Source organism: Winogradskyella sp., from assembly GCF_016744625.1.
GTDB lineage: Bacteria > Bacteroidota > Bacteroidia > Flavobacteriales > Flavobacteriaceae > Winogradskyella.
This window is the reverse complement of the sequence record NZ_JADGDZ010000041.1, coordinates 11,182-28,720: the sequence shown is the minus strand read 5'-3', so window position 1 is coordinate 28,720 and position 17,539 is coordinate 11,182. Positions and strand designations below refer to the sequence as shown.

10 protein-coding genes are annotated in these 17,539 nt (G+C 32.8%); 4 read left to right on the top strand and 6 right to left on the bottom strand.

Annotated features, from left to right (window positions below; genetic code table 11):
• Positions 1 to 786 precede the first annotated feature (786 nt).
• Positions 787 to 1,473: a hypothetical protein gene (locus QZZ53_RS09950; RefSeq protein ID WP_296384132.1), complete on the bottom strand. Its 687-nt coding sequence runs from the start codon at positions 1,471 to 1,473 to the stop codon at positions 787 to 789.
• Between the two features lie 80 nt (positions 1,474 to 1,553).
• On the opposite strand from QZZ53_RS09950, the gene QZZ53_RS09945 reads away from it, so the two are divergent.
• The 3 genes from QZZ53_RS09945 to QZZ53_RS09935 all read left to right on the top strand — a co-directional run bounded on the left by QZZ53_RS09945 (position 1,554) and on the right by QZZ53_RS09935 (position 7,119).
• A complete protein-coding gene (locus QZZ53_RS09945) occupies positions 1,554 to 3,938 on the top strand; it encodes an ABC transporter substrate-binding protein (RefSeq protein ID WP_296384131.1) in 2,385 nt (794 codons plus the stop codon).
• Between the two features lie 3 nt (positions 3,939 to 3,941).
• A complete protein-coding gene (gene recO / locus QZZ53_RS09940; protein ID WP_296384130.1) occupies positions 3,942 to 4,661 on the top strand; it encodes a DNA repair protein RecO in 720 nt (239 codons plus the stop codon).
• Positions 4,662 to 4,749: 88 nt separating this feature from the next.
• Complete coding sequence (locus QZZ53_RS09935; RefSeq protein ID WP_296384134.1) at positions 4,750 to 7,119, top strand: TonB-dependent receptor; 2,370 nt, start codon at positions 4,750 to 4,752, stop codon at positions 7,117 to 7,119.
• A 67-nt stretch (positions 7,120 to 7,186) separates the two neighbouring features.
• Here QZZ53_RS09935 and QZZ53_RS09930 read toward each other — a convergent pair whose 3' ends face one another.
• Positions 7,187 to 9,742: a hypothetical protein gene (locus tag QZZ53_RS09930; RefSeq protein ID WP_296384128.1), complete on the bottom strand. Its 2,556-nt coding sequence runs from the start codon at positions 9,740 to 9,742 to the stop codon at positions 7,187 to 7,189.
• 170 nt (positions 9,743 to 9,912) lie between these two features.
• A complete protein-coding gene (locus QZZ53_RS09925; RefSeq protein WP_296384124.1) occupies positions 9,913 to 14,124 on the bottom strand; it encodes a hypothetical protein in 4,212 nt (1,403 codons plus the stop codon).
• Positions 14,125 to 14,355: 231 nt separating this feature from the next.
• Here QZZ53_RS09925 and QZZ53_RS09920 point away from each other — a divergent pair, with 231 nt between their 5' ends.
• Complete coding sequence (locus QZZ53_RS09920; protein ID WP_296384122.1) at positions 14,356 to 14,826, top strand: regulatory protein RecX; 471 nt, start codon at positions 14,356 to 14,358, stop codon at positions 14,824 to 14,826.
• Positions 14,827 to 14,879: 53 nt separating this feature from the next.
• Here the strand turns inward: QZZ53_RS09920 and QZZ53_RS09915 are convergent, their stop codons facing one another.
• The 3 genes from QZZ53_RS09915 to bioB all read right to left on the bottom strand — a co-directional run bounded on the left by QZZ53_RS09915 (position 14,880) and on the right by bioB (position 17,454).
• Entirely contained in the window at positions 14,880 to 15,371 is a 492-nt protein-coding gene (locus tag QZZ53_RS09915; RefSeq protein WP_296384120.1) for a DUF6646 family protein, read from the bottom strand.
• 63 nt (positions 15,372 to 15,434) lie between these two features.
• Positions 15,435 to 16,295 (bottom strand): cupin-like domain-containing protein, encoded by an 861-nt coding sequence (locus QZZ53_RS09910; protein ID WP_296384118.1) that lies wholly within the window; start codon positions 16,293 to 16,295, stop codon positions 15,435 to 15,437.
• Positions 16,296 to 16,359: 64 nt separating this feature from the next.
• On the bottom strand, positions 16,360 to 17,454 hold the full coding sequence (gene bioB / locus QZZ53_RS09905) for a biotin synthase BioB (RefSeq protein WP_296384116.1): 1,095 nt from the start codon (positions 17,452 to 17,454) through the stop codon (positions 16,360 to 16,362).
• Positions 17,455 to 17,539: the final 85 nt, after the last annotated feature.

The following is a 17,539-nucleotide window of genomic DNA, read 5'->3' as shown; positions in this document are numbered from 1 at the left end:
ATGTTATAGCGAGTAAAAAAAGTATACTCACTAGTTTTGAGAAATGATATTTTGTTTTTTTAATCAAAATCTAAAATAAATGAATGGGTTATAATTTTCACTAGCTACATAAAACATATTTAAAACAAATAGTAATACTAGTGCTGTTACTTTTAATGTTAGCTTAAAATTTATGTTGATGGTTTTTAAACGCACCAAGACTTTATGAATTGGTATTGAAAACAAGATTGCTAATGCAAGGCCAATAACGCTTTCAGCAGTTAAATAAAAGTTGAGATAATCTGTATTAATGGATTTTGAAAATGTGAAAAGTGCTTTATAATAATTTAGGGCATGAGTTATGGGATCGCATCTAAAAAGCACCCAAGAAAGCATAACAATAAATAACAGATATGTGTGTGAAAAAACTAGAGGTATTTTATTGAGTAATTCTTGTAATTTGAAACGCTCAAGAATAAGGAAGAATCCATGAAAAAGCCCCCATAAAATAAAAGTCCAACTAGCGCCATGCTATAGGCCAGTTATAAAAAATACTATAATTAGGTTAATGTAGGTTTGTGTGTTTCCTAGTCTATTACCACCTAAAGAGATATAGAGATAATCTTTAAACCAGTTAGAAAGTGTAATATGTCAGCGCCTCCAAAATTCTCTTACTGATTTTGATATGTATGGATAATTAAAGTTTTCGGGAAAACTAAAACCAAACATTTTACCTAATCCAATAGCCATATCAGAATATCCAGAAAAATCGAAATAAATTTGAAAAGTATAAGCTAATAGCCCAAGTCATGCCATACTCATAGACAAATCGTTATTAGATAAGCTAAACATGCCATCAGCCAAAAACCCACAATTATTAGCAATTATCATTTTTTTTGAAAGACCAATTATAAAGCGTTCAACACCTTGAGAGAACTGAGTGATATTTGGTTTTCTATTAGTTAATTCATCTTTAATTTCCGTGTACCTAACTATTGGGCCAGCTATAAGTTGTGGAAAAAAAGCAACATACATCGCGAAGTCTATAAATTTTTTATTGGCTTTAACCTTTCCTCTGTATACATCTATAGTATAAGACATAGTTTGAAAATTAAAAAAGCTTATTCCAATAGGCAGAGCAATATTAGTAAGTTGAATAGAGGTTGCACTTTTTAAATCTAAATTAATAAAAAGGGTGTTGACATTTTCGAAAATAAAATTAGCATATTTAAAGTAAATTAAGATACCTAAGTTAAAAATTAAAGAGCATATAAGCCCTAATTTTTTCTGACCACTATTTATAAGTATTGCACAAGAATAATCTATCAATGCAGATAATAGTATAAGTAAAACCATTGTTCCTTCTCCCCAAGAATAGAAGACTAAACTAAACAACAGAAGCACAAAATTCTTTAATTTTTTAGGAGAAATAAAATAAACAAATAATGTAATTGGTAGAAAGAAAAACAAAAAAGCAGTACTGCTAAATAGCATGTGAGTGTATTAATTGTAACCAAAATTACAATAAATTATGTTATTTTTGGTTCTTCTCATAAATGCAATAATGGCAACTGATGAAAATTGTTAAAACACTTATACTTTTTAGTTTTATTCTATGGTTTCAATTTAATTTTTCGCAAGAATTTTCTAATCTATGGGAAGGTCATTTTTCGTATCTAGAAGTAAATGACGTATGTGTAGGACAAGACAAAATATATGGTGCGGCTCAAAATGTGGTGTTTGAATATGACACTCTTACAAACGAAATAAATACAATTACCACAGTAGATGGTTTATCAGGGCAAGAGATCACTACAATCTACTATAGTGGAGTATATCAAATTTTGTTAATTGGTTACCAAACAGGTTTAATAGAAGTGTATTCAGATAGCGATCAATCCGTATTGTCGGTTGTTGATATTATAGAGAAACAGAATATTACACCAGATAATAAGCGTATTAATCATTTTTATGAGAATGAAGGTTTGGTTTATATTTCTACAGATTATGGAATATCTGTTTATGATTTAGAACGGTTAGAATTTGGTGACACTTATTTTTTAGGTAATGGTGGTTCTCAAATTACTGTAAAGCAAGTCTCTGTTTATAATAATGAAATTTATGCAGCTTGCTTAAATAATAATGGGATTAAAAAAGCAGATTTGAATAACCCAAACCTAATTGATTTTCAGCAATGGCAAACTCTGATTGGAGGTAATTATTACACCATGGATACTCTAAATAATAAAGTCTATTCCGTAAGGTCTAATAGAGTTTTATATGAGATTGACCAATCGGCAATAACAACGTTATTAACTTTTAATTTGTTGCCTGTCAATTCTGAAGTAACAGAGTCTAATTTATTATTTACCACGACAAATACAATTTATATATATGATGAAAATATTCAATTAGTAAATAGTTTTCAGCCAACAGAAACATTTGATACAAGTTTTACTTCTGTAACTCAATTAGATGATTTTATTTATATAGGCACTAAGGACTATGGAGTACTAAAGGTTCAAATTAATGGTGATGGAGAGTATTCCGAAATTAGACCAAATGGGCCCTTAGAAAATGATATTTTTAGATTAGATGCAACGACTGGGACCGTTTGGGCAACCTATGGACAATATACAGAGGCACTTAACCCATATCCACTTACTGCTAAAGGAATAAGTTATCTATATGATGATGTTTGGGAGAACATACCTTTTGATAGCCTACTAGGTACAAGAGAACTAAACGAGATTACACCTAATATTTTCAATCCCAACCAGGTTTTTATAAGCTCTTTTTTTCATGGTTTGTTAGAATTCAATGATTTTGAACCTTCAATTTTATTAAATCAAACTAATAGTGGATTAGAATCTCTTGTATTACCAAATAATCCAAATTATATAGATATAAGAGTATCTGCTACAGAGTTTGATAGAAACGGTCTGTTATGGACTTTGACAAGTTTTGTAGAAAGACCATTAAAATCGTATGATCCCATTACCGGATCTTGGCAAGCTTATAGCTTTTTAGATTTAATTGATCCTCCAAGTTCTGAAAACGGATTCTTTGATATGGAGATTGATAACAACGGAACTAAATGGATTGGAGCTTATGCTAATGGATTAATTGCTTACAATGAAAACATTGCGAATAATCCTATAAGAAATATTAATTCTGAAGAGCAAGGCGTACCTCCTTTCACACGATTTACAACTTTAGCACTAGACAATAGAAATCAATTATGGATTGGTACAACTAATGGTTTAAGGGTGTTATTTAATACTAGTGGTTTTTATGATGATCCAAACCCAATCTTAAGAGCAATAATCATATTAGAAGATGGTATACCAAAAGAGTTATTAGATGATCAATCTATTACAGACATTAAAGTAGATGGTTCAAATAACAAATGGGTTGGCACTGCAGATTCTGGTATTTTTTATTTTTCTTCAGATGGTCAAAACACAATTTATCATTTTACAAAAGATAATTCGCCATTGCCATCTAATACAATTAATGATATCTCAATAGACTCAGATAATGGAATTGTTTATATAGCTACAAATAAAGGGTTATTATCTTTTAGAGCGGGAGGCTCTAAGCCCGAAGAAACTTTAGACAAAGCATTTGTATACCCAAACCCAGTTAGACCAGAGTATAATGTACTTGGGTTTAATGACCTTAATGATGTGAATAAAGGCATTAAAATTAGTGGACTTACTGATAGTGTAAATATTAAGATTACCGATATTGAAGGGAATCTAGTTGCAGAAGCGCAGTCTAATGTAAACTTAAGATCGTCTAATGCTAGTTATAATTTTGCTATAGATGGTGGCACAGCCATTTGGAATGGTAAAAACTTAGGGAATAACGTAGTAAGAACAGGTGTGTATTTAGCGATGATTTCAGATTTAGATTCTTTTGAAACTAAAGTGATAAAGATTCTTATAGTTAGATAAAACATGCTCACTAAAAACAATAGCATTGTTCTTTCAAAATTTAAGTATAGAGATTACGATCTTATTGTAAAGTGCTATACACAACAGCGAGGCGTAGTAAGCTATATTTTAAGAGGTGTTTTAAAGTCTAAAAAAGGTCATACTAAAACCGTTTATTTTCAAGCATTATCGCAACTTCAAATAGAAGAAAATTACAAACCCAACCAATCTCTTCATTCAATAAAAGAAGTAAAACCCAATTATATATATAAAAGTCTTCACACTAATATATATAAGAGTGCCATAGTTTTATTCTTATCCGAAATCCTTTCGAATGTTCTTAAAGAGGAAGAAAAAAATGAGGATTTATACAATTATATTGAGACTGCGTTACAGTATCTAGATAGTGAAAATCACTTTTCTAATTTTCATTTATTATTTCTTTTAAAGCTGACACGTTACTTAGGGTTTCAACCAGAGAATTTAAGTACCGACTATCCGTATTTTAATTTAGAATCGGGTGTTTTTGAAGCTTCAAGTAATGGAATATATTCAATTGCTGGCGAAAATTTAACACTACTAAAACGTCTATTGGGCATAAATTTTGATGCTTTAAATAGTGTGAAAATAAATGCAAAACAAAGACAAGAATTTTTAAATATGTTATTGTATTATTTTGAATTACATTTGGGCAGTTTTAAAAAGCCTAAATCATTACAGGTGCTTAACGACGTATTTCATTAAGCCAATTTTACGAAACGATTTTAATGAAGATGTGGATAAAGTGAAATGTAATATCATTTTTAGTGTTGTTTTGTTTCTTTTTATACAAATGGTGTTTTCTCAGACCATTACTGTATTAGAGGAGGGTACTAATGAGCCTATTCCTGGTGTTGCCTTATACAATTTAAAGAAAACTAAATATGTCATTACAGATATTAATGGAAAGGCTAAAATAAATATCTTTAACGGTCGCGAGATCATATATTTTCAGAACCTCTTATATGAAAAAGTACAATTTAGGAAACTTGAAATTGCTGAAAAAAACAATAATATTCATTTAGCCCTTAAAGTTGAAAGTTTAAATCAAATTGTAATATCAGCTTCAAGATTTGAACAAAGCAAACGTGATATTCCTCAAACTATAGTTAGTATTAATGCCAATGAAATAGCACTTGCCAATCCACAAACTAGTGCAGATTTATTAGAAGGCACAGGGAATATTTATATTCAGAAAAGTCAATTAGGAGGTGGTAGTCCTATGATTAGAGGTTTTTCTACTAATAGGCTTTTAATCACAGTTGATGGAGTTAGGATGAATAATGCCATTTTTAGAGGAGGAAATCTTCAAAATGTAATATCTGTAGATCCTTTATCCATTCAGAATACGGAAGTCACACTTGGTGCAGGTTCAGTAGTTTATGGAAGTGATGCCATTGGTGGTGTAATGAGTTTTTATACAAAGAAACCACAATTGTCTTATAAAGATGAGTTGTATTTAAGCGGTAACGCTTTGGTAAGATATGCGAGTACTAATACCGAAAAGACAGGGCACTTTGATTTGAATTTAGGCTATAAGAAATGGGCGTTTTTAACTAATGTGAGCTACACAGATTTTGATGATTTAAGGATGGGAAGCAATGGGCCAAGCGATTATCTAAGGTCAGAGTATGTAATAAGGCAAAATGGAGAAGATGTAATTGTAACTAACTCAGATCCTCAGATTCAAAAACCAACAGCTTATAGTCAGGTTAACTTAATGCAGAAAGTGCGTTATGAACCTTCTGATAATTTGAATTTTGATATGGGATTATACTATACAACCACTTCAGATTATCCTAGATATGATAGATTGATAAGACCAGGTGAAGAATCGCTTCGTTCTGCTGAATGGGAATATGGTCCTCAACAGTGGTTTATGGGTAACTTACAGTTAACTAAAGTGAGTAGTAGCTCTAATTTGTATGATAAGATACAAGTCACAGTTGCCTATCAAAACTTTGTAGAGAGTAGAAGAGATAGAGATTTTCAATCTTCGTTACGACAAATGAGAGAAGAAAATGTAGATGCCATTTCTTTTAATTTAGATTTAGAGAAAAAGATTCATCCTAAAACAACGATCTATTATGGTGTAGAATATCTTTATAATACAGTAGGCTCCGAAGGGAAAGATGAAAATATAGATACGAATACAAGTGTTCCAAACGTAACGCGTTATCCAAATGGTTCAACTTGGCAATCTATTGCAGCTTATACAAGTCTTAAATATAAACCCAATAGTAAATTTGTTTTTCAATCAGGTTTGAGGTACAATCAGGTCATTGCTAATGCCGATTTCACAGAGAACAATGTGTTTTTAAATCTTCCTTTTAATGATGCCAAAGTAAATACAGGAGCATTAACTGGTACTGCTGGCATAACTTGGTCACCAAGTGATATGATTCAATGGAAGTTGAATGCTTCAACAGCATTTAGAGCGCCTAATATTGATGATATAGGAAAAGTGTTTGACTCAGAACCTGGTTCTGTAGTTGTGCCAAATAAAGCTTTAAAAGCTGAATATGCTTATGGAGGTGAATTAGGTTTAAAATTGAATTTTGATGATAAAGTCATTTTAGATTTAGCAACCTATTATACGTTTTTAGACAATGCTTTAATCCGAAGAGATTTTGAAATAAATGGTGAAACCGAAATTGTTTACGATGGTGAGTTAAGTACAGTCCAGGCAATACAAAATGCATCTAAAGCATGGATTTATGGGTTTGAGGCTGGTATAGAAGTTAATCTCACAGATCAATTAAAATTACGATCACAATATAATATTATTGGAGGTACGGAAGACAATGATGGTGTTGAAGTTCCAATTAGACATGTGGCACCAAATTTCGGGAGAACACATTTAATTTGGAAAAAAGATAGGCTGTTATTTGATGCCTTTTTAATTTATAACAACGCCTTGTCGTTTAATCAACTGTCACCTTCCGAAATTTCTAAAGATTATATATATGCTCTAGATAAAGATGGAAACCCTTATGCTCCGTCATGGCTGACTCTTAATCTAAGAACACAATATCAGTATAATGATAAACTGAGTATAACAGCGAGTTTAGAGAATATAACAGATCAACGTTACAGACCCTATTCTTCTGGAATTACAGCAGCAGGAAGAAACTTAATTTTAGCTATAAAGTATTCACTATAAATCATCTATAGTTTCAGGTTTTTGTCATTCTGAACTTGTTTCAGAATCTTAAACCCAATAGAGACTTTTAGCGTTGTTTAATAGTCTTTTTACTAATCACTTGTCCATTAGATAACCTCACTTTTGCAATATATGGAGCTTTGCTTAACTCAGATAACTCATATACTTCAGTTGAACTATGACCTATAAGATTATAAACTTGTCTTCCCGTAATATCTAAAATTTCTACATTAGCGATGATAAGATTAGTAGAATTGATTGTGATTTGCACATCTCCATTTGAAAGTTCTGTAATAGTTAAGTCATTAGAATTAAGACTATGGTCATAAATAGAAAGAGCATCAGCTCTAAATACAATTTCAAAACGCTCATTGAATTCTCCAGTTTCAGATGTGAATGTATAATCTGAGTCTTTAAGGTTATGCAAAGTAGTTAATACATTATCTTTAATATAAACAGGATTACTGTTTAAATACGAACCTTCTATTTGGTCTAATGACAAGGTGTATAACGTTGCTTCATTTATTGAGGTATAAAAACCAAGAGGAATTATTTCATCTTGAGAAAGGCTATTTGAGTCTTTACCTTGAATAGTAAATTTCTTCTCTACATTAGGTATTGTAGTATAAATAACCGAATTCACATTCACAGAAGCATTTCTTGGAGCGTCATAAGACATGCCATCGTAGCCATCAGTAGTGTTGTTTAAATAACCCACTAAAACTTGACTAAAGATTCCATTATCCGAAGTTAGATTTACCCATAGTTTATTGTCAGTATTTCCGTCTCTAAAAAACTGGGTATTGTTTCCCGTGACACGCATAGCGTTATTAAATGTAACATCAGCGGTTTGAATATCTTCACCTACTACAGGAGTGGGTAATACTTGCGTTGAAGTAGCGGCATTATTCATTGAGATAAAGAACGCCTGGCCAGAAGGAATATATCTATCCGGAACAGTAGAATCACCACCATTATCTTGCGCTGCAGTTTGACCTGTACCATTTATAATAGCATAATCTGCTTGCGAAAAGTTTTCGATTTCATTTCCATTAGCTGAAACGGACTCAGCTGTATTTTGAGACCATAAATAAATTGCTCCTTCAATAATAGGTGTAGATTCTGAAATAGTTTCATCTATTATTCCTGAATTTGTTGCTAAAAAAAGATCGGCATCAATTGCAGATGGGTATGGATTTCCTATTAAGTTCCAATTATTATCCCCCATTTCCGTATCATTTCTGTACACAGGAACAGTAATAGATCCGTTATTAAATGCTCCAGAAAATGTATATTTTATACGACATAAAGGACCTGGACAATTAGGTGTGCCAGAAAATGTACTTGGATCATGGTTAGAAGCATACCCAAATCCAGGAGTCATAGTGGCAGAAGCAATATTCCAATCGTAAGGTGCTGTATCATCAATATCATCTATACCTGCACCAACTGATGTCGTATTATCATTCAAGTTTTCAAATGTCGAATCTCTGTAGTATTCCGCATTATATACGTAACGTCCATTTGGGTTTGAATTCGCCAAAGCATTACTAATAGTTTCATTTTCAACAGGAGAACTCCAATACGTGTATTCATACCAGTCATTAGATGGTGCTGTCAATTTTTCTGCAGAAGCACTACCCGATTCATGCAATAAAAATACATGATCATCACTAGTTTGAACAAAAGAACCTTCTGGATTAATAACAATAGTTCCATCATTTATAACATCATTTTCAACGGAAACATGGTCACCATCTGCAATAGTTAAAGTATAAGTTGAGTTGATTATCATACTGCAAGCACTAAAACTGGTTTCACCAGCGACACCAATTGAAGTGTCATAATCATCGTCAATTATTACAGTTGCACTACTTGTTGGAGTTCCAACCCATGCTCCACTTGTCCATGTAGCTATAGTTGAGCAGCATGTATATGTACAGCCACCCATAGTTAGATTTGATGAATTTTGTAAATCCCAATAAGCTGTATCGGCAACCAAATGATATACTAAATCTGTACCACTTTTTACGGTACAGTTATAACTACCGCTTCTATAATTACCAATATAAATAGCACTTTCACCATCGACCAAACTAGGTGGAACTGCTGATGTAGCTGCGTTAGTTCCTTCTGACCAACCAACATTAACTACAGCAGAACCAAAATGTATAGCGTAAAGAATTGTTGGAGATACATGAGTTCCTTGGTAAATTATAATTTGGTCTTGGTTTGGGCTAAACCCAAAACCACCATCACTCTCAACAATAGTTCCTGATGTGGTATAATAATTAGATGTATTAGTTCCTGGGTCTGAAGTAATAACTATTTCTGTTCCACATGATAAGTCTGATGTCGCTGTCCAAGTTAAAACACCTTCAGCACCACCTGGTACTCCTGGACCTGTTCTAAATCTTCCTAAACCTGTTGACCAGCCTATATCAGTAAAACTTATTACTGTACTAGTAACAACATCTGTAAGTAAAACAAAAGAAAATTCATCTGATAAAGTATCATCTGAATTTACACCAGTAATAACAATATCGCCAACAGCTAAAGTGGTTTGACTAAAGCCAATATATGAGGCTATTAAGAAAAAAAATATGTAGGGTATCCTTTTCATAACACTAAAATTTAACTTCATAAATACCTTAAATAAGGCTGTAATGAAGGTTAAATCGCTAAGATTTAACTAATTAATTAAAATAAATGTAATAAAAAATCTAAGAATTACAACGAAATGATATCAGTAGGACAAAATAGTGCTATAAGTTGGTAACTATGTGCCGAACTCTAGAATTTTAAAGCCTTTCTTATAACTGTAGATCCATTAGATAATTTAACTTCGGCAATGTAGATATTATCACTAAGATTAGAAAGCAAATACGTTTCTGTGCTGTTTTCTCCTTTAAAGTGATATAATCGCTTTCCTAAGAGGTCGAATATGGTGATTGTTTCTATAGTCAAAGCACTGTTAGTGCTAAATTTTACATAGTCATTATCTAACTCGTTTATAGTGAAGTCATTTAGATCATAATCTTCTTCATCAATTGAAAGTGCATCAGCTCTAAATACAATTTCAAAACGATTGTTGAATTCGCCTATTTCAGAGTTAAATGTGTAAGGGTTTGTAGTTAGATTATGAATAAAACCTAAAGCGTTGTCTATTAAAAAGATTGTTTGATTGTAAAATAATCCATCAACCGCATTAATAGCAATAGTGTAATTGTCTTCAGCGACACTATTAAAACCTAAAGGAATAACATCGGTATCAGTAAAAGGTAAACTTCTTCCTTGAATAACAAAAAGTTTTGAATCTATAATAGAATAGAAATTCTGAACACCTTCTTTATTTGAAGAAATAGCATCATAAAGCCTGTCTCTTTGATTAGTAGCATTAGAAACATACCCTAATACAACTCTGTCTACACCAGTATTATCTGAAGCTAAATCTAACCAAATTCTATTTTTTTCTTCTTCAGAAGGAGTATTGTCATTAGTTTCTGGATTAGAAGATCTAAAGAAATTTGAATTTTCAAAATCTCTACTCCTCATGGCATTTGTAAACGAAATAGGTAATGTAGATGAAGCTGCACCATCAATAGTATTTACCATAAAGCTTTGTCCAGAAGCGATATATCCGTCAAAACAAACCAGATTATCATTTGGACTACATGTTGTAGCTGTACCATTTGCTGCTATGTAATCGTCAGGGTCATAATTAAATCCAGCATTATTCTCATAAAAAGGGTCAGGTTCTGTGTCGAGAGGAGCTATACCATGCGTCCAAAGATTAACAAAACCATCTAGATTTGTATTTGCTGTTAAAAAGGCCATTGCAGAAATTGATGATGGATAAGGATTTCCTAATAAATTCCAATCATCGTTGTCGCTTCCTGCATTTGTTCCTCTAGATATATTAAGATTAACATTTCCGTTATTTGGTATCCCATTTTCGAAAACAGTTTCATCTAAAGTTATGGAACCATAGGTTGGTGCTCTTGAAATATAACCTCTACCTTCAACCATAGTAGTATTAATGGCTGACACCCAATAACCTTGACCAGTTCCACCAAATGGAATATTGTTCATAGTTGGATCCCAACTATAAATATAGGTACTTGAGGACGTAAATAAATCATCAGTATTAAAACCAGAAACAGGTGATGACCAATAGACATAATCATAAGTTTCAACATAAGAATTGCGTTTTACTGTTAGGTTTCCTACGTTATTGACATCATTAAATTGAACTAATGAGGCACTATCTTCTAAAGTAAAATCACCTAGATTAGTTACTATATTTCCAACATACACATATTGGTTAGATTGGACTGTTAATGACCTAGAGCTATTAATTGTTAAATCACCATTTATGTAAAGTGTACGATCTCCAAAACCTATATCAAAATCATTATCTAAAATAACGTTATAAAAAATTTCAGATTCTAAAGGTCCGGGTGGAATAGGTGGTCCACCATAAGCAATGCTTTGAATAGCTATTCCATTAAATATTACTGTTCCATTACCTTCATTGAAAGCAGTTTCGCTTCGTCCATTTGTCCAGTTTCCAGTGATAAAAAGTTGGCCATCTGCAGTTCCTGCATTGCCATCGTCCATATCTATTGAACCAGTACTAGTATTATCAATTAATAAATTTCCGTGTACTTCGAGAATATTATTAATGCTACCAGAAATCTCGACTTTTTCACCAGTAATGGTTAAATTTCTTGATTTAGCAATATTGCCATAATTATTAGCATAAGTAGCTGTTGCATCTACATTAGCATGATTGTTATAAGTTGGATGATCTTCAATTAAAACATCAACAGTTTCATCAGGCACAGCAAAAGTATCCCAGTTAGCACAATAAAACCAGTTGCTATCTTCGCGTCCAGTCCATTTCCCATTTACATATCCAGTAGTTGCGATTATAACTGCGCTACAAGTAGTGTTTAATTTATAATCATAACCTAGTGCAGCATTATCATAATCTGTATTTGAGGCGTAAGTATTCCAATTAACCTCGTCATTTATTAAGGCAATCCAATCTATTCTACCGTTAGTGGTTGTAGAAAAATCTGGATTAATAGGGTCATCAAATTTTACCTTACCACTACTCAAAGGAGCCACAGTATTAAAGCACTCTAACGTTGGGTAAAGTGAAGACCATCTTGTGTCTCCAGAGCAGCCACCAGCGGTTGCATCCCATCCGCTTTCTGTCCAGCCATAAAGCACAGTGCCACTATATTGGCTGTTTTGCCATGTGTCTGTGGCAATACCAGTACACGCTGAACCTTGCCCAGTAGTATTTATACTGTTAGTCCATGCACCACCTTGCATAATCCAAATATCATCGTTATTGTTCATATTAAAACCACCAATACCTGATCCGGAAAGTGCCCATTTATTCCAATTTGTATCTACAACACCACAAGTGTAAACATCATAGTGCGAACCACTAGTTATATTTCCTGAGTTTGTTGCTTCTATAGTTATAATAGAGCCAGCTGGTAAAGTTGAACCTGTTCTTCTAATCCGTATTACACCTTCTGAACTTCCCCAACGATCCGTATAGCGCCTTTCATATCCATTGTCAGTTAGGTAAATTTCTGTGTTTACGGTAATATCTTTGAAGATGACAAAGGAGATTCTATCACCAGAAATTGAACCTGAAGAATCATAATCTGTATTAACCGCTAAAATTGCTAAATCTCCAGGATTTAAAGTTGTTACATTAGTGATGTCGAATGTAGAACTGATAATATTTGAAACTCCAGTCGCTGAAGCAGTCATGGTTCTATTGGTTGCAACTGCTGTATGCACAATACCAACAAATGTAACTTCGCCTGAAGACATTGACATCATTAAGGGAGAACCTGTCATAGTTCCTGTACTTGTTAAACTTACAGTGCCTGAAAAATCGGTATCAATGTTACCACATGCGTCTAAAGCAGAGACAACAACATCATTCATTGGTGCGTTAATTCCTGTAGTAGTAGGCTGACTTGTAAACTCAAGTTCAGAAGCTGCAATATCAATTCTATTTTCACCATTTGCTGACGTTATAGCTGAGAATGTTGCTTTTCCAGATCCTGAAGAAGAAAAAGTTGTATTCGCATTACTTAATGAAAACACAAAGTCTTCATTGTCAAAAGCGTCAGCACCGAGAGGACATTGTAATGAAAGGCGAACCGTTAATGTGGTTTGTGTATCATCGGCAACATCAACGTTCATACCAGTAAACTGTATTTGATTTGCTATCACAGTTCCTGTAGCGATAAAAGTTGAGCCATCAAACAATGCAATTGTTTCAATAGCATCAGTCCATGTGGTCACTTGGTTACCAGTACCTTGAGCAAATGTTAAATCTGTAAGAATGGTACTTAAATTATCTGAATCTGGAGAAGAAGCTCCACCATCTCTAATTGTGAATTGCCAAACCTGCATTCCATCAGTAATTGTTAAAGGAACTGTATCATTAATTGTGCTAGAAATTGTTGCTGATTCGGAGGATGCAACAGCAATTATATCAGAATCATTGGAACCTGCACCAATAGTAGTACCTGTTAAAGTAATTGTATTAACTCTTAGACCTTCTACACCAGCTGATCTTCGCCATCTAATTCTGTTATTTGTTCCAGCAAGAGTACCAATATTATATACATAATTTAAATAACTATTCGCCAAACTAGTATAAGTAATAGATCCTGCGGTCCAAGTTGAACCACCATCATCTGATATTTCTATCGTACAATCTGGATCTCCACCTCCTCCAAAAGACCTCAAATTAGAAGTCAATACTAAATTATCATAAGCACCGAAAGGTTCACTTATGACATAATCTGAGTTGTTGTCTAAAAGCCAATAACCACTATTCTGAGTTACGCTATTAAAAGTCCAAGTACCTGTTAAAATTGAACAGTCATCACTTAATACCTGCCCATAACCAAAAGTTACGGCACAGCAAATGAGTAGGTATAATAAATAGTACTTTTTAATCATAGGGATAATAAAGGATTAACTGACTACAAATATACGTTAAAAGCGTTGTATATCAGGACTTTGTAAGATACGTATTTATTAACAAATTGTTATATTTTACGACTATATTTCCTGTAAAAAACAGAATATATCGACTAAATACGGAATTTCTTAACGTTATTTTTAATTTCATCCATTACATAAGCTATAAATAAATCTTCATTTTTAGGATTCTATTGTATTTTTGAAATCATGGATTTAAGTAAAACATACACTGTTGATGAAGCACAAAAAAAGCTTGAAGGCTATTGTGCCTATCAAGAGCGTTGTCATAAAGAGGTGAGGAATAAACTTAAGGAAATGAGAATGATTCCTGAGGCAATTGATACCATAATTGTGCATTTAATTCAACATAATTATCTCAATGAAGAACGTTTTGCTAAGGCTTTTGTAAGAGGGAAGTTTAGAATAAAAAAGTGGGGAAAAAACAGATTGTTAAGAGAATTGAAATTTAGAGAGATTTCTAAATATAGTATTGATACTGCGCTTAAAGAAATAGACTTAGATGATTATTATAAAACTCTTGACGAACTTGTAATTAAACGAATTGACCAAGTCAAAGAAAAAAACCTATATAAAAAGAAAAAAAAGGTAGCTGATTATTTATTGTATAGAGGTTGGGAGTCACATCTGATTTACGAAAAGCTTAATGAATATCTATAAAAAAGTCCCTTTCAATTTAATGAAAGGGACTTTTAGTATTATTAAATGGTGGACTACAAATTAAAAGTAGCGCCAATATTTAAAGCAAACTGATTGTGAATGTAATAACCAATATCTGCTTTATCATTACTATATTTTGCTAATGGAAATGTCGCTTCTGTAAATATCCCAAAGCCGTCAGAGAAGAAATAACGTGCTCCCAAATGACCACCAAAATTCTTTAAACTTAAACTAAGACCTGGATATACATCAAAGTTTTCATCAATAGCTAAGACATTACCTAAATTAGCATTAAACCTTGCTTTTAAATCAAAACGATCACCAAAATCAGCATCTAAACGTTCATCAATACCTAAAGCGTAAGATGACGATACACCTACAGAAATATTATCTCCTAGACCATAATCAAAGCTCACATTAATACCAGTTGCTTCATCTTGAAAATTAGCACCAATCTGAAATTTTTGATCTCCTTTACCTTCAAATGCTTGTGCATTGACAAACGAAACCGAAATTAATGCAATAATTAAAACTAAATTTTTCATATTTTTTATTCTAAAATTTGAATTGGCAAATATATTATAAGTTTTTAAAATGAAGTCAATTTATTAAAAACTCTTATGTGTATTGATAACAGCCTTTTTGTTTTTCCAATCTATCCATTTTTGCCCTCTTATACGTCGCATTAGGTTATCATAATTACGCATCAAGAATACATTATAAATTGCCTTACTAAGGTTTTTAGGATTTTTAGTCATGGCTCGCAAACTCATAGAGAAACCTGGAGTAATATATTTCATATAATGCCAATACCCTTCTGGCATATAAAGGACTTCACCATGATTTAAATTACAAACCCAACCTTTAGCATTTTTGAGTGCTGGCCATTTTTCAAAATCGGGTTTTGTGAAATCGATATCTTCCCTCGTAATTAATGAGTGAGGCACTTTATATAAATACTTACTCTGTTTTTGATCGAATAATATACATTGCTTTTTACCTTCAAAATGAAAATGAAAAATATTAGCTAAATCAATGTCGTAGTGCATGAAGGTGTGTGAATCTCTTCCTCCAAAAAATAACATTGGTAAGCCTTTCATTAATTTAAGTCCAATATCAGGGAAATTAAAGTCCTTTTGAAGTTGCGGAATTTCTTTTAAGATATTCCAGAGAAAAATACGGTATTTAGTGGGTTCTCGTTTTAGTAGGTCAACATAATCACTCATTTTCATGGTGGCATGTGCTTCATTAAAACCATCTTTATAGTCTACAGGTCTGTCATCGTAAAGAGGAACAGCTTTATCGCCAGCTATGTCTTTCATGTACTCTAAACTCCATTTAGAATAAGCAGGCCAATCTTTTGTAAGATGTCTTATCACCACAGGTTTTTGTGGCTTAAAATAGTGTTTTAAGAAATCAGCTTTTGTGATGGTTTCGACACGAGGTATGTTTTGCAGATTCAATTGCAACAGTAAAACTTTAGTAAGTCAAAGTTAATAAAACGTTACTAAAATTTACTTATTGTAAATAGAATTACTTTAAGGTTTTTGCTTTTTGTTTTGCTTCCTCGTTACGTTCAATCTTATGATCTGGTCGCGACCATTTTGGTTTTTCACCTAAAGATTGAAATTCAGAGTATTCAGCTTCAACCGTTTGTGGTTGTACCTTTTTTGTAAATGGTTTTTGTGGATGTAATCCTAATAATTTAAACATTTTCATGTCTTCATTTACATCAGGATTGGGAGTTGTCAATAATTTATCTCCTGCAAAAATAGAATTTGCTCCTGCAAAGAAACACATAGCTTGTCCTTCTCTACTCATTTGAGTTCTTCCGGCTGATAAACGAACTTGAGTTTCTGGTAATACAATTCTGGTTGTAGCAACCATACGAATCATATCCCAAATTTCTACAGGTTTTTCATCTTCTAACGGAGTTCCTTCAACAGCAACTAGGGCATTAATCGGAGTAGATTCTGGTTGCGGATTTAAGGTTGATAAAGCAACTAACATTCCTGCTCTATCTTCTGCAGATTCTCCCATTCCAATAATTCCGCCAGAACAAACTGTAACGTTGGTTTTACGAACATTATCAATAGTATCTAATCGGTCTTGATAACCACGTGTAGAAATGACTTCTTTATAATATTCTTCAGATGAATCTAAGTTGTGATTGTAAGCATATAAACCAGCTTCTGCCAAACGTTGTGCTTGGTTTTCCGTCACCATTCCTAATGTACAGCAAACTTCCATATCTAATTTATTAATACCACGTACCATTTCTAAAACCTGATCAAATTCTGGTCCGTCTTTTACATTTCTCCAAGCAGCTCCCATACAAACACGAGAACTTCCGCTGTCTTTAGCATGCAAAGCTTGTGCTTTTACTTGGTTAACTGACATTAAATCATTGCCTTCAACACCTGTATGATAACGTGCAGCTTGTGGACAATAACCACAATCTTCAGAACATCCACCAGTTTTAATGGATAACAAAGTAGATACTTGCACCACATTTGGATCGTGTTGTTTTCTGTGAATAGTTGCTGCTTCGTAAAGCAGTTCCATTAAAGGTTTGTTGTATATATCTAGAATTTCTTCTTTCGTCCAGTTGTGTCTTACTACGCTCATATAGGTTTATGTCTTAGTGAAACAAAAATAGTTATAACCATTTAGATTCTCGTTCTGTTGCGTCTAAAATATCAACATTTAATAG